Annotated in this window: 19 protein-coding genes; 8 read left to right on the forward strand and 11 right to left on the reverse strand. The window is 46.0% G+C overall.

What is annotated here, in order from left to right; translation table 11 throughout:
• Window positions 1-38 precede the first annotated feature (38 nt).
• From A587_RS0119500 to A587_RS0119525, 6 genes are all read left to right on the forward strand, one after another.
• Window positions 39-3,197 (forward strand): hypothetical protein, encoded by a 3,159-nt coding sequence (locus A587_RS0119500; RefSeq protein ID WP_017218951.1) that lies wholly within the window; start codon window positions 39-41, stop codon window positions 3,195-3,197.
• A gap of 14 nt (window positions 3,198-3,211) precedes the next feature.
• Window positions 3,212-3,643 (forward strand): phage tail protein, encoded by a 432-nt coding sequence (locus A587_RS0119505; protein ID WP_010378403.1) that lies wholly within the window; start codon window positions 3,212-3,214, stop codon window positions 3,641-3,643.
• Between the two features lie 25 nt (window positions 3,644-3,668).
• Window positions 3,669-3,884, forward strand: coding sequence for a tail protein X (locus tag A587_RS0119510; protein WP_017218952.1), 216 nt, complete (start codon window positions 3,669-3,671; stop codon window positions 3,882-3,884).
• A gap of 1 nt (window position 3,885) precedes the next feature.
• The gene (locus tag A587_RS25220) at window positions 3,886-4,896 is read left to right on the forward strand and encodes a phage late control D family protein (RefSeq protein ID WP_017218953.1); all 1,011 of its coding nucleotides are present in this window, start codon (window positions 3,886-3,888) and stop codon (window positions 4,894-4,896) included.
• 274 nt (window positions 4,897-5,170) lie between these two features.
• On the forward strand, window positions 5,171-7,099 hold the full coding sequence (locus A587_RS0119520; RefSeq protein ID WP_017218954.1) for a LodA/GoxA family CTQ-dependent oxidase: 1,929 nt from the start codon (window positions 5,171-5,173) through the stop codon (window positions 7,097-7,099).
• Between the two features lie 11 nt (window positions 7,100-7,110).
• The gene (locus A587_RS0119525) at window positions 7,111-8,190 is read left to right on the forward strand and encodes an NAD(P)/FAD-dependent oxidoreductase (RefSeq protein WP_017218955.1); all 1,080 of its coding nucleotides are present in this window, start codon (window positions 7,111-7,113) and stop codon (window positions 8,188-8,190) included.
• Window positions 8,191-8,346: 156 nt separating this feature from the next.
• Here A587_RS0119525 and A587_RS0119535 read toward each other — a convergent pair whose 3' ends face one another.
• The 9 genes from A587_RS0119535 to A587_RS0119575 form a co-directional block, all read right to left on the reverse strand.
• Window positions 8,347-9,642: a sensor histidine kinase gene (locus A587_RS0119535; protein WP_157234685.1), complete on the reverse strand. Its 1,296-nt coding sequence runs from the start codon at window positions 9,640-9,642 to the stop codon at window positions 8,347-8,349.
• Between the two features lie 8 nt (window positions 9,643-9,650).
• A complete protein-coding gene (locus A587_RS0119540; RefSeq protein WP_017218958.1) occupies window positions 9,651-11,021 on the reverse strand; it encodes a sigma-54-dependent transcriptional regulator in 1,371 nt (456 codons plus the stop codon).
• Between the two features lie 68 nt (window positions 11,022-11,089).
• Window positions 11,090-13,477 carry an FtsX-like permease family protein gene (locus A587_RS0119545; RefSeq protein WP_017218959.1) on the reverse strand — a complete coding sequence of 796 codons (2,388 nt, stop codon included), beginning with the start codon at window positions 13,475-13,477 and terminating at the stop codon, window positions 11,090-11,092.
• Window positions 13,474-14,181 (reverse strand): ABC transporter ATP-binding protein, encoded by a 708-nt coding sequence (locus tag A587_RS0119550; protein WP_017218960.1) that lies wholly within the window; start codon window positions 14,179-14,181, stop codon window positions 13,474-13,476. Before A587_RS0119550 ends, A587_RS0119545 begins: the two co-directional genes overlap by 4 nt.
• 18 nt (window positions 14,182-14,199) lie before the next feature.
• Window positions 14,200-15,447, reverse strand: a complete 1,248-nt coding sequence (locus tag A587_RS0119555) for an efflux RND transporter periplasmic adaptor subunit (RefSeq protein WP_017218961.1) — start codon at window positions 15,445-15,447, stop codon at window positions 14,200-14,202.
• 236 nt (window positions 15,448-15,683) lie between these two features.
• Complete coding sequence (locus tag A587_RS0119560; RefSeq protein WP_017218962.1) at window positions 15,684-16,622, reverse strand: polysaccharide deacetylase family protein; 939 nt, start codon at window positions 16,620-16,622, stop codon at window positions 15,684-15,686.
• Window positions 16,623-16,624: 2 nt separating this feature from the next.
• Window positions 16,625-17,176 carry a YbhB/YbcL family Raf kinase inhibitor-like protein gene (locus A587_RS0119565; protein ID WP_017218963.1) on the reverse strand — a complete coding sequence of 184 codons (552 nt, stop codon included), beginning with the start codon at window positions 17,174-17,176 and terminating at the stop codon, window positions 16,625-16,627.
• Entirely contained in the window at window positions 17,173-18,294 is a 1,122-nt protein-coding gene (locus A587_RS0119570; RefSeq protein ID WP_017218964.1) for an alkene reductase, read from the reverse strand. The genes A587_RS0119565 and A587_RS0119570 overlap by 4 nt, the downstream gene beginning before the upstream one ends.
• A 13-nt stretch (window positions 18,295-18,307) precedes the next feature.
• Complete coding sequence (locus A587_RS0119575) at window positions 18,308-18,727, reverse strand: VOC family protein (protein WP_017218965.1); 420 nt, start codon at window positions 18,725-18,727, stop codon at window positions 18,308-18,310.
• Between the two features lie 110 nt (window positions 18,728-18,837).
• On the opposite strand from A587_RS0119575, the gene A587_RS0119580 reads away from it, so the two are divergent.
• Both A587_RS0119580 and A587_RS0119585 read left to right on the forward strand, forming a co-directional pair.
• Window positions 18,838-19,764: a LysR family transcriptional regulator gene (locus tag A587_RS0119580; RefSeq protein WP_017218966.1), complete on the forward strand. Its 927-nt coding sequence runs from the start codon at window positions 18,838-18,840 to the stop codon at window positions 19,762-19,764.
• Between the two features lie 96 nt (window positions 19,765-19,860).
• Window positions 19,861-20,478 carry an HAD family hydrolase gene (locus tag A587_RS0119585; RefSeq protein WP_017218967.1) on the forward strand — a complete coding sequence of 206 codons (618 nt, stop codon included), beginning with the start codon at window positions 19,861-19,863 and terminating at the stop codon, window positions 20,476-20,478.
• Window positions 20,479-20,524: 46 nt separating this feature from the next.
• Here A587_RS0119585 and A587_RS0119590 read toward each other — a convergent pair whose 3' ends face one another.
• Window positions 20,525-20,737, reverse strand: coding sequence for a hypothetical protein (locus tag A587_RS0119590; protein WP_017218968.1), 213 nt, complete (start codon window positions 20,735-20,737; stop codon window positions 20,525-20,527).
• Window positions 20,738-20,769: 32 nt separating this feature from the next.
• On the reverse strand, window positions 20,770-20,952 hold the full coding sequence (locus A587_RS0119595) for a hypothetical protein (RefSeq protein WP_010604114.1): 183 nt from the start codon (window positions 20,950-20,952) through the stop codon (window positions 20,770-20,772).
• Window positions 20,953-21,109 lie beyond the last annotated feature (157 nt).

Below are 21,109 nucleotides of genomic sequence, written 5' to 3' on the forward strand. Positions count from 1 at the left end.
AAGCGTTTCACTTTTCTCTATTTTCCTCAGGTAACGCCATGATAAAACAAGGTAAACAGGTTCGTTCACGAGAGGCGAACAAAGTCAAAAATAAGTTGCCACAGGTAACTTCGCTTGCTAACCAAGTTGCACATTTAGGTAGTCTAGTTGCAAAGCTCAATGCCAATTCAGCGACTAGTGCACAGATCCAGCAATTAATCTCGATCATGACTCAACTTAATGCCAGCGCGGTGTTAAGTCCACAGGCTTCGTTCTCAGTACCTGAGTTTCAGGCACCTGCCACTGGTGAAAATGCTGTGCCTAGTAGCCAGTTGGTTCAGCAGGCTGAGCAGGTCATGTTGGCGTTGCCTGATTCTTTACAAGATGCAATAAGCGGCTTGTCTGAACGGGTTGCAGAACTGGATTTCAGCGCCGCAAGCCAAACGGTACAAGTTGAATTGACGGCATTAGCCGAACAGGTTCCTTCACTTTTTAACGCAATTTCCGTTGCACCAGCCGTGACTGCGGCGACAAATGCATTGAAGGAAGGCCAATCTGTTATCGATGCTCAGCAGCAATTTTGCCTAGATGCAGCGTCATTGGGTCAAGCTTTGCCGGACTTTGCATCGAGTTTAGATTTAGCTGCTTTGCCAAAGCAGCTGCTCGAAACAGGCAATTTGTTGAGCAATATTGAGGTTGCAGAGGTACTCAAAGGAGAGCTTGGTTCGCTAACAGAAGCTGCTCCTGCGTTATTAACTCAATTTGGCTTTGACGATGCGGCAAATGTGGTCACGCAGTTTGCGCCAGCTGTGAACCAATTGGATATTCCAGGACTTATTCAAGGCGATTTACAAAGTTTGCAGCAGGCTTTACCAAGCTTGTTAGAAGCTGTTGATCTAAAGGCATTGAACCAAACTCTTGCGCAAGAAATACCGGCGCTTGCACAACTTGATTTAGCCGGGCTTGCTAATGGTGAGCTGGGGTCGTTGGCCGCAACGTTGCCAAACTTACTTGAGGCGGCAGGACTTGATGGTGCCGCAAACTCGGTATCTGCGGCTTTGCCAGCGCTACAACAATTGGACTTAGGCGCAATTGCAGATGGTGATATCCAGTCGTTGCTACAAAGTGCTCCGGCATTATTAGATGCATTGGATATGCAAGGTGCGTCACAGGCTTTTGGTTCAGTTCTTCCTATCGCTGAAAAACTCGATTTTAAGGGATTAATGGATGGTGAGCTGAGCAGCTTAATGGATGCCGCACCTGAAGTGCTTAGAGCATTTGAACTTGGCGACGCTGCGGATAAGCTACAAGCTGCGGTTCCTGGCTTAAAACAACTGAATCTCAAGCAAATTGCCAGCGGTGATGTATCGAGCCTTATGGCGGCCGGCCCCTCATTGCTAAAGGCATTTGAATTAGACGGTGCAGTTGGCGTACTCGAAGGCGCATTACCGGCATTAGAAAAACTGGATGTCGACGCGATTTTAGGGGGCGACATCAAGTCACTTGTAAGTGCTGGGCCTGAACTGTTGAGTGCATTTGGGCTAAACGATGCGGCAAGTGTACTTGAGCAACACGCTGATCTACTCTCCAATATTGATTTAAAAGGCGTTCTCAAGGGAGATCTATCTTCTCTTACCAACAGCTTACCAGATTTATTTGGTGAGTTTGGATTAGACGGTATTAGCGATGATTTATCTGAGTCGTTTGCTGAGTTAGAAAGTGATGTTGAAGAGAAGAAATCTACGCGTAAAAAAGGACGCAAGAAGCGAGGCAGACAGCGTAACAAGCGAGCTAGGTCCTCTAATCTCGCGGATCAACAAGAAGCATCGGCGGATCGCGAGCGTAAGTCGCGCAAAATCAATAAGCGAAGTGCCAATAAACCCGCTTTGAAACTGTTGGACGGCGGGAAAGCCCCTAGCGTAAAAGCACAGTTAGATAGTCAAGCATCGCAACCAAAGTCCAAAGCAAAAGCCAAAAAAGTCAAAATGATGGCTGCCGCAAATGATGCAAGTTATCAAAAGCTTGGCAGTTTTTCTCCAGCTAAAGGTGGCAAACTTGGTCAGTTATTCAAGGGGTCTAAAAAGTTACTTGGGCGTGCGGCTGCACCGCTTAGCGTGGCGTTAGGGGCATTCGATGCGTTTACGGCATTAACTGATGACACGTTAACGACTAAAGAAAAAACCACTCAGGTTGGAGCTGCCGCGGGTGGCGCTGGCGGTGCACTCGCTGGCGCCGCAGCAGGCGCGGCAATTGGCTCGGTTATTCCTGTGGTTGGCACTGCAATCGGTGGCTTAGTCGGTGGTGCACTCGGCGCGATGGGCGGTGAGTCAATCGGAGGTTGGTTTGGTGACAAACTTGGTGGCTGGTTCTCTGACGATGCTCAGGACTCAGCGTCAGGCACCTCAAGCCCTTCGGTGACAGAGCGCTTGCTCGATAGCGCAACGAGTTTTGCCACCATGGGTCCGCTGGGCTTAATTAGCGACACCCTCGGTGGTTGGTTATCAAAAGGCGATGAACACGTTGCGCAAACAGATAACAAAACGGCTGTGATTAGTACGCCTCAACACGGTGAAGCAACAAAAAACAATGCACTCGACTTTGTTAAAAATAATGTCATTAATGAGCTGAATTTAGCCACAGGCACGGCTGCTGCGTTTGCTGCTAATCAAGGGATGACAACCGGCAAAATTCACGGCGTCAGCAAGGCGGGTGATTTGGCAGGCAGAGCGTTAAACGCACACACGGTATGGGAAACGCTCAATAATGATGGGCTTTCTGTTAAAGAAAAAGCGGCTGGCATTGGTAGCACGCTAGGCGGCATGTTTTCTGCTGATGCTGTATCTGGTGCACTGTCAAAGAGCAAAAATCCCTATGTGAGAATGGCGGCCCCTATGGCGGGTTACCTTACCAACAACATGGTTGGTGATGCCATTAAAGGTTGGTTTAGCGATGACAAAACATCAGGCACCAATGAGGCTACAGCACCAGATCCGAATAGTTTAAATCAACAGAATGTGAGTGCGAATAAAGCATCTGAATATTCATCGGCGCCGCAGCCGAGCGCTGCATCGGTAACGGTGAACGCCAATATTACAGTCAATGCAAAAGATGGCCAACAGGCTTATGAGGTTGCGCAGCAAGTGAAGCAAATTTTGGATCAGCAACAACAACAAGCTGAGCAAGAGCTTAGTGCTCGATATTACAATCAAGTGGCATAACGATAGAGGACTAAATGAGCAAAGTTAATCATGCTAAACATATGATGCAACTGGGAGACTACAAGTTCTCAGTAAGCACCGCAGCGTTTAATAAGCTCCAGTACGATTCTCAATATCGCTGGGAAGCCCACAAATCTCAGACTGATAAGGACTCTCCGCCGATGCAATTTATTGGTGTAGGAGAGCAAACCTTAAACATTGAAGGGGTGATCTTCCCGCAAATTGTGGATAACGGCTTGAAGCAGTTAGACATGATGAGAGATGAAGCCGCCAAAGGGGAGCCGATGACGCTGGGCTATGTTGAAGAAAGTGGGAAATCTAGTCCAAGCGTAGGACGCGTGATGGGTAAGTGGGTCATCAAACGGATAAGTGAAACGCGGACCTTATTTTTTAATGATGGGATCCCACGAGAAATCCAATTTTCAATGGAGCTCAGCCGCTATTAAGCGCGCTGGGTGTTAAGGAGTCGTTATGAGCAAAGGGGTAACTTATATTACGCGAGATGGCGATTGTCTCGATCTCATCTGTTTTAAGCACTATGGCCGCAGTAGTGGCATGGTAGAAAAGGTGCTAGTAGCCAATCATGGCTTGGCAGAGCTTGGGCCAATTTATTCGGAGCAGATCAGTATTTTTCTTCCCGAAATCGCTAAACCTACTGTGTCTAAAGTGATCAATATTTGGGATTAATATGGACTTACAACCGCATTATTCTATTAAAGCAAATGGCAATGAGGTATCAAAAACACTGAAGAACCGCTTGGCTGAGCTCAGTGTTACAACACGCACAGGACTGGCGAGTGATACCTGCTATGTACGATTTGACAATTTAGCTGACGCGCCCATTGCCTTACCCGCACCAACGGATCAACTAGAAATTGCGATGGGATATAAAGAAGGCACCAAAGATCAGAGTGCTCCTTCAACCAAATTAGGTATTTTCGAAGTGGGCGCTTATGAGTTGACTGGCCCCAATCGCTCGTTGACATTTTATGGTAATAAAGTGCTGTGGGATCAAGATTTTAAAGCACTAAAAATACGTTCGTGGCCAGAGCTGGGGAAGGATGAGCCGCTGATGCTGGACAAGCTTATCCAAGACATTGCTGGTGAGTATGGACTACAGGCAAAAATAGGTGATGCTTTTCAGGGCCGAGAAATACCGCACATTGAGCAAACTGAAAGCGATATGCAATTGCTAAGCAAGCTTGCCGTGCAGTTTGATGCAATCATGAAGATTGCGGATGACAAGCTTATCTTTATGGCTAAAGGCACCGGGAAGTCGTTAACTGGCAAAGCTTTACCTAGCGTGACGGTAAGTAAAAAGCAGCTGGTTTCATGGCAGCTTAATGCTAACCACAACAAGTTAGTCAAAGGGGTGCAAGCTTATTTTTACGATAAAGCGCTAGCGCAAAAAACATTGGTAAGTGTCGGTGGCGGTTCACCTAACACGACACTCTCTTACGTTTACCCTAACGAGGCGGAAGCACAAACCGCGGCGACGGCCATGTTACAGCGTTTAAATCGAGCGCATACCAGTGTGCAGCTTTGTGTGGTTGGCGACCCTAATTTATTAGCAGGTGGCGTGATAACTATCGAAGAGGTTGATGATAATCTCAACGGTGACTGGTTTGTCTGTGAGGTCAAACATGTAATTAATCACGCCGGCTTTAAAAGCTATTTAGTATGCGAAGCATTAGGTTAAGTTAAATCCCACACTTTTTATATTAGGCGCCAGCGATTATCGTGTTGAGCGCTTCCTTCCTTAATTTTTTCCTTTCTCCCTGTGTCCCGCACAGGGTGTACTTTTATCTCATCCATCACAGATGAGATATCACCCTTTCTCCATGTGGGCCATCCTCATTTTGAGGCTCTGGCCTCTTTCCTACCTGTAATTCGATGTAATGGTGTAAGTCAGAAATAGCTTCTACACTGCAGTAATGCTTCATGAATTGAACCACTGCAAAAAGGATTACAACATGTCACATCACTGCAATCAAAATCCCATTGTTTCAGCTGCAATATACCCACCCATTGGAGTAATGCGGGTTGGTAACAGCCCTGATGAATTTTTTATTGGCCCTGAGGTCGATACCGCCATTCCAAGAGATATGAATTACTATCGCGATAGCACGGGAGCGTTGAAGCGCCAAGCCGCGCGTTTTCGTATTTATGGATTGGACGCTGAGGGCAACATCGTTAAAGAGCTTACTTGCGACGATGGTGCTTCTATCATTTGGCATGTTCGCTTGGCTAATCAAAAAGCATCTTGGTATGAGTTTCAATTAGCGTTGGATATTCCAGAGGCGGCTGAAGCCGAGCCGAGTTTACTACGCAACCTCAATGTAAACGACCGTAACAGCTTGCTCATTGATGGTGGGGCGCAGCAGATCAGTGGTATTGCTTCTGGGTGCGGTTGTAGTCGCTTTGAAGGATGCTTTGCCGGTAAAAAAGTGTACTTAGGCGAAATGCGTACCGACGATAAGGGCCGCTTACTTATGCTTGGTGGACACGGGGTGTCAGAAAATCCTCAAGGCCACGAGGCGATCACGTTCGGTAATAATGAAGGCTGGTACGACGATACTTCGGACGGCCCTGTAACTGCTGAGGTGAAATATCAAGGCAAAGCACTTGATGTGAAACCTGCATGGGTTATTTGTGCGCCACCAGATTACGCGCCAATGCAAAAATCTCCGCGAACCATGTGGGATTTAATGCGTCAGGTTGCAGTTGACGCCAAGATGCTACCAGCACCTAAGGGTAAGCCTTCCTTTAGTAAAGACATTCTGCCAATTTTCCAAAGGTTAACCGATTTACAATGGGTTAATGCGGGATTTGCCGCAGGGTTTGGCTGGAATAGCCCCTTTGATTTTACTTCAGAGACTTGGATCAGCCGTTTAAATGACAACTCACGCACATGGCAAGAAGCAAGACGTAATCTCTTTAATAACTTTAGACAGATAGAAAAAGTCACCACAGCGGATAAAAAACATAGTTGGAACCCTAAATTTGCCGCTACCGCTCCGCAGTTGTGGCCCTGGTTGTACGGCGATGCGATGAGTGTAGATGCCGATGACTCGCCAAGGCAGTTTGTCACCCTGACAGAAATTCAGTTGAATATGTTACAGCAGTGGTCGAATGGCGAATTTGATTCTGATTACGACCCTTGTTATTGCCCCCCAACCAGCATTGATGAAATTCCGGTTGCTGAGCAACCAGATATGTTAACTAAAGCGGCGATGGAGTTCTGTTTAGCGGATGCTTTCCACCCTGGATGTGAAATGACTTGGCCAATGCGTACAGCGGGCATGTATAGCGAAGCTTTCCGCCTTAAGCATTCAGAGGATACTGCACCGACCCACGGCACCAATTATGGCGTGGAAATGACATCAGAAATCGCGCTGCATTCGAGCGGCCCGTTAAAAACGGGGCAGGTTGCTGGTGGCATTACGCGTTGGATGGCCATTCCTTGGCAAACAGACACCGCGAGTTGTCGCGATGGCTACAATGAAGCGTACGACCCTTATTTACCGACCTTTTGGCCTGCACGAGTGCCAAATAATATGCTTAGCGAGCAAAACTATCACCGAGTAGTCGATGAAACAAAGCCATTTGCAGAGCGACAAGCAGCATTTAATGACCGGGAACTGTGGCTAAACGATTTGCCGATAGGCCCTTCAACCAACTATATCGAGCAGATCAACAGTATGATCACTGGGTTTGGTCAATTGGCGGTGGTATTACCGAAGACAGAAAAAGGCGTAACTGGTTTTCCAACCACCATGCAAGTAGGGTTAACACCAGTCAAAGCGGAAAAACTGCTGGCTGCGGATAATAACGAAAGCATGCGAGATTGTCGTCCTGATTTGTCACAAACCGACAAAGCACATCGCCGGAATCGCAAATAATAAGGGCTAATATGGCTGAAAGGAAATCGGATATTGTCATTGTAGGTGCAGGCATTGCAGGATGCATTGCTGCACTTGCTTTGCATCCTCACTATCAGGTGATAGTAGTCGATAAGCTCGCTACAGCTAAAGACAAAGTGGGCGAGTGTTTACCGCCAGCGGCCTCTAGAATTCTCAAAAAGCTTAACCTGTTGCACTTACTACAAAGCCCGGAACATCTCACTTGTCACGGTATGATTTCGTTTTGGGGTAGTGAATCGCCTACCATAGTGGATAACGTTAAAAACCCCGATGGTTTGGGGTGGCACATTCATCGACAGCATTTTGAACAGCAACTTCGCGATCAATTAATGCTTCGTGGTATCCCTTTGTTATCGTCTACAAAGCTTACGGATGTGGTGCAAACACAATCAAGTTGGCAAGTTAGGGTAAAAGGTAGCGACACTGACATGTCTATCACGACAACACTGCTTATTGATGCCACCGGTCGCGCCTGTCATCTAGCGAGGCGACTCGGTGCAAAACTACAACAGTTTGATAAGCAAATGGCACTGTGGCTTACCGCAGAGGTTGCCACGACGAAACAGTTTGCGGTGATAAGCGATGAAGAAAATGGCTGGTGGTATAGTGCGCCGAGCGCGGCATGCTCTTCACTCGACTCTAATATGCAGCCTCGGGTGTTTTCTTGGCAGGCTTGCGCTGATGCGATCAAAAAGTGCAACATCACCAACGCTCAAGATTTTTTAGCCAAAGTAAAGCAGGTGAGGGGGTTTAACACCTTAGTGGACTTGGTGGATATAGAAACAGCACACTTACACCCAATGGTAAGTGCAAATTCGGCCCGTTTGGATAGTTGTGCAGCAAAAGGCTGGTATGCAGTGGGTGATGCGAGCATGAGTTTTGATCCGCTCTCTTCGCAAGGCATGTTGCATGCCATGACTAGCAGCATGCAACTTGCGGATATGCTGCTGTTGCACGGCATGGATTACAAACATGGCGCAAAACTATATCAGTCGCAAATGGATAGAGTGTGGATGCGCTACCTTGAGCATCGACAGCACTTTTACGAGGGCTCAAAGTTAGTCGGTTAACACGTATTATTGCTTGTTTGGACTAAAGCAAAGTTTGAATCGAAAGAGTGCGACAACATCTATAGTGGTGAAACCAATACCATTGCCGCTGGCCGTCAGTTGATTGCGATGCTTAAAATGTCTGAATAAATGTCGCATAGAAGTGGCGGTGAACACTCACTTATTCGCTGCCACCAGTGGAAGCTGAATATGAGCAATTGCGCCTTGTGCATCCTTACGATTGTTTAAGCTCAGTTTTCCGTTATGTTGTTCAACGATATTTTTAGCTAAGATGAGCCCAATCCCTTTACCCGCTGCTTTAGTGGTGTAAAAAGGTACAAATAGGTTGTCAGCGTTCTTTATGCCATGCCCTTCATCGAGTACTTCAATACCTGCGAATTTATGATTGTGATACGCTTTGACGTAAACAGCATTGCACTCACTCCCAGCTTCCAAGGCATTTTTGATCAGGTTTACAAGTGCTTGCTCAAGTAAGCTTTGATCAATTTGCAGCGTAAAGTTCTGTTCAATGGTTAATCTCACGCGATTGTCGAAAAGCCCTACGAGCGGTGTTAGTAAGTCATTTATGGATATCGCTTCTATATGAAGTTGATGCTGTTTTGCAACGCTTGCATAGCGATTAACAAATGACATCAGGCCATCGCTGCGCTGCACAATCACGCCAAGCGCTTGTTCAAAATCGGCTTGATTTTCTTGCGTGGTGGGAATTTCTATCAAGGTTTGAGCAAGTGACTTAATCGGCGAGAGAGAATTATGAATCTCGTGGCTGAGCACTCTGATCATTTTTTGCCAAGCGTCGCGCTGAGCTTGACTGACAACCGCTTGCACATCGGTCAGGATCACTAAGTGCGCCTGCATGCTTGCAATGGTAAGCTCGCTATAGCGAAGCTGCCACTCATCACCGAGAGTAGGGTGGTTAAAGTGCCAATGGCCACTATGATACTCAAGGCTGAACTTATGCGCTTTTAATAAACGTAGGCTTTGCCATGGTTTGCCAATCCAATTTGAGAAGGCTTCATTGGCATGCACCAGTGCAGTATCGTTATCGAAAATTGCGATGGGGCTGGGCAGTTGTTCAATGAGTCTAAATAGTAATATGGCCTGGTGGTCTCGCTCTGATTTGAATGATTGCAGCTGCTGACATAATTGCTGTGTTTCTTGCTGCAAACTGTGAAGAATGCCTGAGCTGTCAGAGGTGTAAAAGCGCTGCCCATACTCTTCGTTTTTGATCGCCTCTATGGTGGTTGAGAGGTGATAAAAAGGTTGTATCAGGTGCTGTTTAAAATGATACAACAGCAATGCGAGCGGACAAAGGATAAGGATAAAGTAGGTGATAACACTGAGTGTTGAGACCTCAAGGATGACCATAAAAAAAGCGCTGAGCACGGTGAACAGCAACCAAATAACCAGGCAAAAAATCTCGATAGTCTGTTCAAAGTTAGGCTTTTTCATAGGCAAGCTCATCGCGTTTTAATATCGAACTTATCAAGGCGACGATATAGCGCACTTTTACTGATCCCAAGTAAAACAGCAGCATCTTCCACATTATCATGGCATTGGCACAGCGCCATTTTAATCAACTTTTGCTCGGCTTGATCTAGCGTCATCATTTCGGGCTCACTCTGCTCTGTGGTTGCCACCGATTTTAAAGAAAGCGCGCTTTCTTCAATTTCAGTGCCATCACACAGCAAAATCGCACGTTCCATCATATGACTAAGTTCACGGATATTACCCGGGAATGCGTAATTTTGTAGTCTTGTTTGTGCTGCATGAGACAAGGGTTTTACGTCTAATTCATAGGTCGTTGCGTGCTTTTGAATAAAAAAGTCGGCCAGCGGAATTATCTCTGTACGACGCAAGCGCAGTGGTGGGATCTCAAACTCCATTGTATTTAGTCTGAAATACAGGTCACTACGAAATTGACTTGCTTGTTGTTGCGCCTCTAAATCTGCATTAGTTGCGCTAATAATTCTACAGCTTGCATGCTGTGTTTTGCTTGAGCCAACAGCTTCATATTCCCCTGTTTCTAATACTCGTAGTAGCTTCGCTTGTTGAGGCTCTGTGAGTGTGCCAACCTCATCCAAAAACAAAGTCCCTTGCTCAGCCATTGAGAAACGACCTTGTCTATCCTGTTTAGCGTCAGTAAACGCACCTTTCACATGGCCAAACATTTCACTTTCAAACAGTGACTCTGGAATGGCCGCCATATTGGTGCTCACAAAGTTGCCTGTGATGTTACTTTGCTGGTGGATGTAGCTGGCAATTTGTGATTTTCCCGTACCATTTTCTCCTCTAAGCAATATATTCGCTTTGGTTTTGGCAATGCGATCAAGTTGGCTTTTTAGCGCTTGCATCGTAGGGCTTAACCAGAGTAATGCATCAGCTGGTTCTGCATTTGGCGCTATTTTAGCTGTGGTTTGTTGGGGGGAAGCAGGTTGTTGTTTTGCAGCGATTTGCTTTAGCCCTAAATGCTTTTTCACCATCATTACTACAGCGTGGTTGTCCCAAGGCTTGGCAAAAAAGTCTTTGGCGCCGCGCTGCATGGCTTCGACGGCGAGTTCGACGCTAGACCAAGCAGTCATCGCAATAAAGGTTGTGCTACTTTGGCTTGCATACTGACTCAAAAAAGCGAGACCTTCATCGCCGGATGTTGTATCGAATTCATAGTTCATGTCTAGCAGTACAATATCAATGTCGTGCGCATTGAGCTGCTTAGCGGCACAATCGAGACTACTACTTTGGAAAATGGTAAAACCGTGGTTTTTTAGCAAAAACTGTAAGCTAAGGCGGATATCGGCCTTGTCATCAACGATTAAAATTGAACCTTGCATAGTGTGTTGTAGGCAAAGGGAGTTTACACGCCACGCTTTGCCTACTCATTCCTGTTGTAATTATTAACTTATTCGTTTCTTAGTGCTTTAATGGGATCTTGGCTTATCACCCTTTGCACAGGTAAATAGCTTGCGATGAGCGCAATCAGCAGCATGATAGGGATTGTCACGATAACAGCGAACCAGCTCACGGAAATAGCAGTTGTGCTTATCTTTGTCAGTATCCCATATCCGATTGCAACGGTTAATGCACTCACTCCAAGGCCAATCATTACCGGTGTTAGACTCTGCTTGAGCACTTGTGCTATCAGTTTGTGTGTATGTGCGCCCAACGACAAGTGAATGCCAAGCTCATAGCGACGCATTTGTACACTGTAGTTGAGCACGCCGTAGATCCCAGCGCCAGCTAGGCTTAAGGTAAGGGCTAATAGGGCGACAGTCAACATTGCTTGCAGCCAAGTTTGTCTTAACCTCTGGGTTAGCATGTCATCTACAGGCTCAAAAAAGGCAAAGTTTAAACTCGGATGAATGGCCTTGAGAGCATGAGTTAATTGGACTTTTGACAGCTCTGCACTCCCTTTGATAATAAAGGATGTGCTGCCTTCTGTGACAGGCAAGTAATAGCGCTCTAAGGTATAGCCTCGGTTGCCCGTAGGCACGTAAATATCACTCACAACCCCAACCACTTTTCTTGGCGCCTCTCTGTCAGCATAGAGGGTTTGACCGATAGGGTTTTCACCTTTGTACAAACGCTTAGCGAGTGAGGCTGAGAGAATTATTTCATTGTTGTCTGAGCCTGATGCCATGATCGGTGTAAACCGACTTCCTTGCTCAAGTGGCAGTGAAAGCGCAGTGAAACCGTCTTCGTCGTAAAAGGACAAGCTGACGATACCGATCAGCGCAATATTTTGGTCATACAAATAATTTTGCCATCCCATTTGCAAAGGCGAAGTATAACTTGCCGATACCGATGCGATGCTCGCTTGATTGGCTAAAAGCTGCTTGATTTGTTTGCCAAGCTCAAAGTTATCGATTTCTGTGGCACTGCCATCGATACGGACATAGTACAAATGCTCAGTATCAAATCCTGTGGGATGGGTCATTTGCGCGTATGCGGGAACTAATTTGTTGGCCGCTAGAAAGAGTAAAATACTGGCAAAGCACACTTGTAATGCCACCAACACTTGACGAGTACGTTTGGAAATTTGCGCGCCAGTGCCTTTACCGCTGCTGTGTAGCGCATCTGTCAGGGCATGATAGTTTATTTGTCTACTGGTAAACCAGGCGATGAGTAACGCCATTATCAGACTCAGTGCACAAGCAACCACTATGGTTGGCCAGTCCAGAGTTAAGCTCTGCATGCGACTAAATAAATAGCTCAAGTCGTTTGCTAACCAAACATTCAACCACTCGGCAAGCAATAACCCGAGTATAGTCGCTGAGCCCACTAGCAGGACGCTTTCGCAAAACATACTGACAAAAATGTGAGTAGGCTTTGCCCCCAGTGCCGCTTGAATTGCCATGGTGCGCTGTTTTTGCGCAGCCCTTGAGAGAAATAAATTAACCACATTGGTCAGCGCAATGAGCACCAAAACCGCTGCTGAGAACAATAAGGTAATGGCGAGCTCATCACTTCGTGCAACGATTTTGTCGCGCAGTGGTGTAAACTGAGCGCCAATTCGTGTGTTAGGCGCTACGTTTTCACGGGATTGGTAAAGCGTGTTAATCTGTTCGCCCAGCGCATGATTCATTTGCTCTATGTTTACACCCGCTCTCAGTCGAGCGATACCGTTAAACTGGCTACTGATGTTATTCCAGTGCGAGGTGGTAGTGACAGGCTCCGGAAAGCTACTAAAGCCGCTAACGGGAAAGCCACCAAAGATCTCAGGCACTTCAAACGCTTCTCCCGTTACTCCGATAATTTGATAGCGTTCACGATCTATGGACGTGTAGCTACCAACGATATCTGGATCGGCATCAAAGTGCGTTATCCAAGATTGGTAACTCAGGACTAAAACTTTTTGTTCGTCGCTGACGCCTTCGTCTTGCTTTAGCGCGCGACCAAGATGCAGTGGCGTGCCCAGCAACTCAAAGAATTCGGGAGTCACTCGAATAATGTCTACCGTGGGCATATCCTTAATGTCCATAAAACGAGATGATACGAAATGCATCATCGTCATTTTGTCGATAAATTGCTTATCTTGATATAGCTGAAACTGGGTGGAGAGCAGTTGGAATCCATATTGGGTTTCTCCATTAATGGTTTCGCTTTGATCGGTCACCCACAGCTTGTCTGCATCAGGGTAGGGAAGCGGTTGCGTGATCAATCTATGGTTGATATTAATCACCACCGTTAGCGCTGCTAAGGTTAATGCTAGGGTGACAAGTACAGTAAGACTAAATCCCGGAAGCTTCCTAAGGTTTGACAGTGCGAGCTTACATTCCTCTTTTATCATCCCACCATCTCCAAATTCATTTCATCCACCATCACCCCATCTAACAAGAACAGTTTACGTTTTGCCATGTCTGCATACCTAGGGTCGTGGGTAACCATACACATGGTTGTGCCTTGGGCGTTTAGGTCGCTCAGCATTTTCATTACGGCATCGCCATTTTTTGAGTCTAAGTTTCCTGTAGGTTCGTCAATAAGCAGAATATCTGGCTGATTGGCGAGCGCACGGGCGATGGCGATACGTTGCTGCTGTCCGCCTGATAGTTGATTGGGCTTATGATCTGCTCTATGGGTCATTTGTACTAACTCCAAGCAAGTCATTACCCGTTCTTTTAACGCAGTATTTGAAAGTACGGTGCTACTGTATTTGATAGGTAAGGCGATATTGTCAAAGACGTTCAATTCATCAATGAGATTAAATGACTGAAACACAAAACCGATATGTTTGTTTCTTAGTGTGGCTCTTTGGTTGACGTTAAGGTTACTGACATCGTTACCCGCAATTGTGTAGGTGCCGGTGCTTGGGCTATCTAATAAACCAAGAATATTTAGAAGTGTTGATTTGCCGCAGCCCGATGGGCCTGAAATTGACAGATATTCGCCCTGAGTCACATTGAGGTTTACGCCACGCAGTGCCAGTGTTTCCATTCCGCCGAGGACAAACTTTTTAGTGATGTTTTTAAGTTCAATAACGTGTTTATTATTCATTGTTCTTCCTTTGGTTTGTTATCTGCTCAAAGTCACTACGGGTGTGTCGGCATAAGATGCCATATCCGACAAAATAAACTGCTGATTTGTCGAAGCGCCACTGAGCAGCTGAATGTGCTGTGACGTTTCTGCGCCATAGTGTACTTGAATTGCACGGGCTTGTTGTTTTTCTTTATCAACAAGATATAAGGTTGCTTCACTATAAGGTTTTGCACCGACGGGTTTGTCGATGAACAGTGCGGAACTCAATTTGTCGATAGAGACTTTCCCCTCAATATTTAGTTCGGGACGAGCACTCGCGGGCAGACTTTTAGGCAGTGTCACCTCAACTTCAATATTGCCATTTTGTACCATTGGATTAATGCGCGACACTTGGCCTTCAATTAAGTCGTTACGGGTATTGATGCTCACATGTTGAGCCAGCTTTATTTGCTGGGCATAGGCTTGTGGGATCTGCAATTGCGCATATAAATCAGTGGTGCTGCCAACTAACACCAATTGAGTGCCAAGAGAGACACTTTGTCCAAGTTCCACATGAAGTTGCTGCAATACTCCTTGGATCCCAGCCCGTACAGTGAGCTTATTCACCCTATCTTGCACCAATAAAACTGCTTCATTACTGGCATCAATATTCGACTGCGCAAGCTGCTGGTTGGCTTTGTGTAAGTTCTGCAATTGTGATATTCGCTGTTGTTCAATATTAATGCGACGTTTCAGCTGGCGATGAGTAAGTACCGCGCGTTGGTAGTCGAGTTTAGAAACAACTCCATCTTCAACCAATTCTCCTTGAGCAGTAACCTCCAGCTCGGCACTTTCTAACTCAGATCTCAGAATTTCCAAATCCGCCTGATGAGACAGCAGTTCTCGTTGTTGATTGATATCGAGCTGTAGATATTGGTCTTGCGACTGCGCCAAACTGCGTTTGGCATCTTTTAAAGATTGGGCCAAATTTGCATCTTGTAACCTCATAATGATGCTGTTGGGGTTAACTTGTGCTCCTGGGCGCAACAAAATTTCTTCAACCGTGGCATCGCTTGCTGCACTTATCAAACGCGGCGTTTTCGATTTAAGCTGACCATATCCAGATACACTGACCTCTAAATCCCCTTGCTGGACCTCCGCAATCCATGTTTTTGCCATAGGCAAAGATGCCTGCGCTGCGGGTTGTATTAGCAGCCATATAATAACGACGGCGAAAACGGTTCCGCCAACAGCCCACAACCAGTTAACCTTGTTGCGCTTTTTATGTTCGACTTGTATATCCATGTTGATATCTCTGGTGTAATGAAGGTTGTTATTACTCAGTAGATAACAAGTCGCATGCCAAAATTTAATTGTTTGAAACTATTGTATTTTTCATTTTTTCACTTGTAGGGAAGGGAGTGTTTTTTTGCGGTTTCGAAAATAAAAATTGTGGTTTTGGGAAGCTCGATTGTATTTGCAAGTGCGCAGAAGAAAATAGGCTCATCAATAGAGCCTATGAATTGCAGCGTTATTATTTGTTAAAACACGCGTTCTGCGTTGATTGGTACGTCTTGCTGTTTTAGGGTCCATTTCGCGATGTCTATCTTGCGCATAAACTTAACCTTTGGATGCGATTTTGCGTAACGAATAAAGTCGTCAAGTGCTTTTACGCGAGCAGGGCTGCCTGCGAGCCTGTCGTGTGCGCTGATAGACATCATACGGCGATGGGATTTTCCTTCTTCATAAAGCACGTCAAACTCGTCCTTTAACTCTTGCAAATAGGCTTTTGCTGTCATTGCGGAACTGCCGCCATAGCGCACGATATCGTTATTTCTAAAGGTATAAGGCACCACCACGAAGGGTTTGCCATTGACTGGAGTAAACGAAGGCTCATCCCGAGATAAATCATCAATATGATAGACAAAGCCAAGGGACTGCAAAATAGTTAATGTTTGCTCAGAGTGGCGCATCCAAAATGCATTAAAGCCTTGTGGTCTTTGCCCGGTGATCTTTTCAAGCACGTCTGCACTGTGAATATAAGACGCGCGTTCTGCTTCGGGTGTCATCGAGTATTGTGGTGTCCAGTTTTGTCCATGACCTGAAATCTCATGCCCCTTTTGAGCCACCATTTTGGCAAGTTCAGGATTGAGCTCTGCAGCTTTTCCTACCATGTGGGATGTCACGTTGATGTTGTGCTTGTCCCAAAGCTTAAGCAATCTTGGGATCCCTTCATTCATGCCATACTGATACCAAGTAGGAGCGACGGTGTCGGGGTAGCCTGCTTCTTGCTGAGGAAATGGCCCCGGATCGCTTGGATCTTGGGCAGTTGCTTCAAACTGCATGGAGATAGAGATCACCAATTGAGCATCATCAGGCCAGTAATTGCCAGACTCTACTTCGGCGCCGTGGGCTGTACCTGCAAGCAGGGCGGTTGCTGTTAGTAGTGCTCGAATACTTGTGGTCAACGTGGTACGCATGGTTATTCTCCTGCGGCTCTTGGGCCGGCATACACAGAAAGTGTTGCCTGCGCTAAGCTATGCTGGTGGATAAAAAATCCAGTAAGAGGTGCCGTTGCACCAGTTGGCACGGGGAGTGTAACTACATCTAGCGCATGTACGGTAAAGGTGTATTTATGCTTGCGACCAATAGGTGGGCACGGGCCAAAGTACCCAGGCTTTCCTAAATCCGTATTACCTTCAATGGCTTGGCTTGGTAAAGTTTCTGCGAGCCTAGTCGTGTCTTTGGGCAGGTTATACACTTGCCAGTGCCAAAATCCGCTGCCGGTTGGCGCGTCTTGATCGTAAAATGTCACCGCAAAGCTCTTGGTTTGTTTAGGTGCATTTGACCAAACTAAGGTTGGCCGTGTGCTGTTTCCCTCGCAGCCAAATTGATCCCAGTATTGAAATGGTCGAATAGATTTTTCGGCGACAAGATCTGGGCTTTCTAGTGTAAACTCAGGTGCTGAGATTGCATTGGTTGCACCGAGTAATGCCATAGAGGCTAGGGATAAGTTCAGTAATAATGGTTTCATATTGCACCTTTTGCTCTTAATTGTTGAAAATCTGCATAGTCGGTGTAGCCCCCCTCGCTACCACCAAATAAAGGCGCATCAGGGTTGATTGGACTCAAAGGTAATTGATGAGTCAGACGGTATACGAGATCTGGGTTGGAGATAAATTTGCGACCAAAAGCCACAAAGTCGACTAGGCCTTGTTCAATAAGTGCTTCGGCTTGCTCTGGTTCGTAATTTCCCGCCACAATAATGGCGCCGTGAAATTTTCTTCTTAGTGCTTGCCTAAAACTCTCCGTCACGACCGGCGCATCATCCCAGTCTGCTTCTGCTAAGTGCACATAGGCAATGCCTAGGCGGTTAAAGTGCTCCGCGGCGAGCAAGATAGTATCAATGGCCTCTTCGTCTTGCATGCCACGTTGAGTAATAAAAGGCGCTAATCGGATCCCTACTTTTTCAGGCCCAATTGCTTGGCTAATCGCGGTGATAACTTCAACCGCAAAGCGAATTCGGTTTTCCTTCGAGCCACCATATTGATCATGACGTTGATTAGAGCTGCGGCGTAAAAACTGGTCAATTAAGTAGCCGTTACCAGCGTGGATCTCAACGCCATTAAACCCTGCCATCATGGCATTTTCAGCCGCATGAACATAATCTTCGACTATGCTCTGTATTTCTTGGGTTGCCAGCGCGCGTGGTGTCGGGCAATCGATCATTTCACCCACTCCTTTTTCATTGACTACCCACACTTGTGCGTCAGGCGCGAGTGCTGAGGGGGCGACGGGTTGGCCATCTTCATGAAAAGTAGAGTGAGACATACGACCGACATGCCAAAGCTGACAGAAAATACGACCACCTTTTTGATGTACTGCATGGGTGATTTCCTTCCATCCAGCAACCTGCGAAGCGGTATAAATTCCGGGAGTAAATGAATATCCTTTGCCCTGACAAGAGATTTGTGTGGCTTCACTAATGATAAGCCCTGCTGAAGCGCGTTGGGCGTAGTACTTTGCCATCAACTGGTTTGGAATATCTCCCGGTTGTGTTGTTCGAGAGCGGGTCATTGGTGCCATCAAAATGCGGTTTGGTAAGATTAAATTACCGATTTTTTTCTGCGTAAATAACAATGGATCAGACATAGTATTCTCCTAATTATTGGACAAGTGAGTTGATGTGGCGTGGAAACAGCACTTCAACTTTTAGAGATTCAGGTGCAAAGATAAAAACCTGATGCTCATTGCTAACGGGGACATCTCGTTCCACATAGCGAACGCCAAAACGCTCTAGTCGGGCGATTAACCCGGGGTAATCGTCACCACGAAATGCAATATGATCTATGTTGCTAGTACCCATGCTTGCGGTTTGCACAGAGCCAAGGTATTCAGCCTGTGCTTGGGTATGTGGAGATTGTTCAACCAGATGAATGAAAGGTTGTTGTTGGTCGCCATAGAACCACTTTCCTGGAAACGGAAAAGGTGGACGTAAGCCTTCTTTAAGCCTAAGCACCTGCTCAAAGAAGGTCGCCATTTTTGCCATGTCATGTGCTCTAAACAAAAAGTGATCTAACTGCATGGTGTTACCTCCATTGGTGTTAGCGATTTATGCGTTGAGAACAGTCTATTTGTTTATTAATATTTGATAATTGGCTTTTATATAAAATTACTTTTCATAAAAGGTGAATAATGAAAAGCAAAGCAGACGATATGGCGCTTTTTGTTCAAGTGGTGCGCTCTGATGGCCTGGCTGCGGCAGGGCGAGTATTAGGGCTTTCTCCAGCGAGCATGACCGCACGGATCAATGCACTCGAAGCGCACTATAAAACCCGTTTACTCACTCGAAACACCAGAAGTATCAAACTGACAGAAGCGGGAGAGCGGTTTTATCAGGGCTGTGTGCGAGTTATTGAGGAGGTCGCGGCGGCGGAGGCGCTACTGCAAGATGCCGATCCTGATTTGAGAGGCACTCTCAAAATTGCAGCAAGCTCAGACTTTGGCCGTCAGTACGTGGTTCCCGCCGTTGCGGAGTTTGCCACGCAGCATCCACAGGTGGTGGTTAACTTGAGCTTAGGGGAGGGCTTAGTCAAATTAGTTGAGTCTGGCACTGATATCGCCATTCGTTATGGTAATTTAAATGATAGCAGCTTGATATCTCGGCCTCTGTTAAACAACCGCAGAATGCTGGTAGCCGCCCCAAACTATCTCGAACAGTATGGTACACCAGATTGCTATCAAGCATTACAGCAACATCGCTGTTTAGTACTGGAAAGAGCAGGACAGGCGCTAAACGATTGGTATTTTCTCGATAGAGACACGCAAGCAAGCATCATTGAAACCGTGCCTACCTGTTTAGTGAGTTCAGATGGAGAAGTATTGCGGAACTGGGCTATTCAAGGGCTTGGGATCACCATCAAATCATGGCTGGATGTTCACAAAGACATTAAAGCGGGGCGATTGGTGGAGTTGTTGCCAACTCAAACATTGGGATTTAGTCCAACGGACTCAGATAAAGTCGCGCTGCAAGCTATTTATCCATCTAGGCAGTTTCAACCTCGTCAAGTCAAAGCTTTTCTCACCTTTTTTAGCGAGTATTTACAACAAATGCATGATTGATTGTATTTCAATGAAGTCTAACGAATTAGCCGTGCGTAAGTGATAAAGATATGCATAATAAACGCTCATATTTAAATTAACTAATGAGGTTCAAGGATGGCAATTGGCAATATTAAACACGTAATTTTTGACGTCGGTAACGTATTTGTGAGGTGGTCACCAGAGGAGATAGTTCGGCTTACCTTTGGCAACCAATGCGACGTTGAGAATCTAGCTAAGCAGTTGTTCCACAGTGAGATTTGGTTTGCGATTAATCGAGGAGAACTGACTGAAGCAGACACCAAGCACGCTTTTATGCAAACCTGTCACTTAACCTCTGAGCAAGCTGACGAACTGTTCTTTTATATCAAAGAATCGCTGATCCCACTTTATGGCACGCTTTCACTGATGCAGCGCCTAAAGGCGGCTGGGTATAGTGCATATGCCCTCACCGACAATGTGCACGAGATAGTGAGCTACCTAAAGGCGCGTCATACTTTCTGGCAACACTTTGACGGAGAAATTATTTCTGCTGAGCTTGGCTGCATGAAGCCCGGTAAAGCTATTTTTACTCACTTACTGGAGCGCTACCAACTGGCGGCAAATGATTGTGTTTTTCTTGATGATGTCTTAGCGAACGTTGAAGGCGCAAAACAGGTCGGGTTACATGGCATTCAGTTCTTTAATGCGGCGCAAGCTGAGCGCGAGTTGCGTGAGCTGGGAATGGTGTTTTGATCGGGGTGAGACTCCAAAATAGGCCCAAGTGCGGGCCTAAAAAGAATTAATCGCACATATACTGTCTATTGGTGAAAGCGCAGTCGTGATCACCGTAACAAGAGATAGCACCTGTACGGCAATCGTGGCGGTTAGTCGGTACACAGTCCAAATCAGTCAAACGGTTTACACCACCACCAATTTTGGGGGTAGCTTGTGGTGTAATAGCTTGTGCATTGTTTAAGTTTTTAAGCGGCTTTTTATTCAGTTTAATTTTCATTTTTCATTTCCTTTGGGTGGTAAGAAAGCGTATTAACAGCGAAGAGAGCCACAGTTATAGCAAGAACCAAATGCTTTCGTGTTGCATAACTCGGTTATTTCTCTGTCACAACCCGCGGTTAAATAACCTCCCGCGATGTTTGGTGTTTGGGCTTTTTCCAAGCCTGCAGTATGGTTCAGTTGTTTTATCTTTCTTTTTGTTAGTGTTAATTTCATCTTATTTTCCTTATTGTGAAAGCTTGAATTGTCGTACAAAAAATAAACTGCATTGTTGACTGTACCCAACATAAATTATTTGTCAAATATGTTTTTTAAAGGTTAAATTTATGTTTTTCTCAATTGCCTTATTTCAACCCTGTGTAACTTCAACGTT

The organism is Pseudoalteromonas sp. NJ631, from assembly GCF_000276645.1.
Taxonomy (GTDB): Bacteria; Pseudomonadota; Gammaproteobacteria; order Enterobacterales; family Alteromonadaceae; genus Pseudoalteromonas; species Pseudoalteromonas piscicida.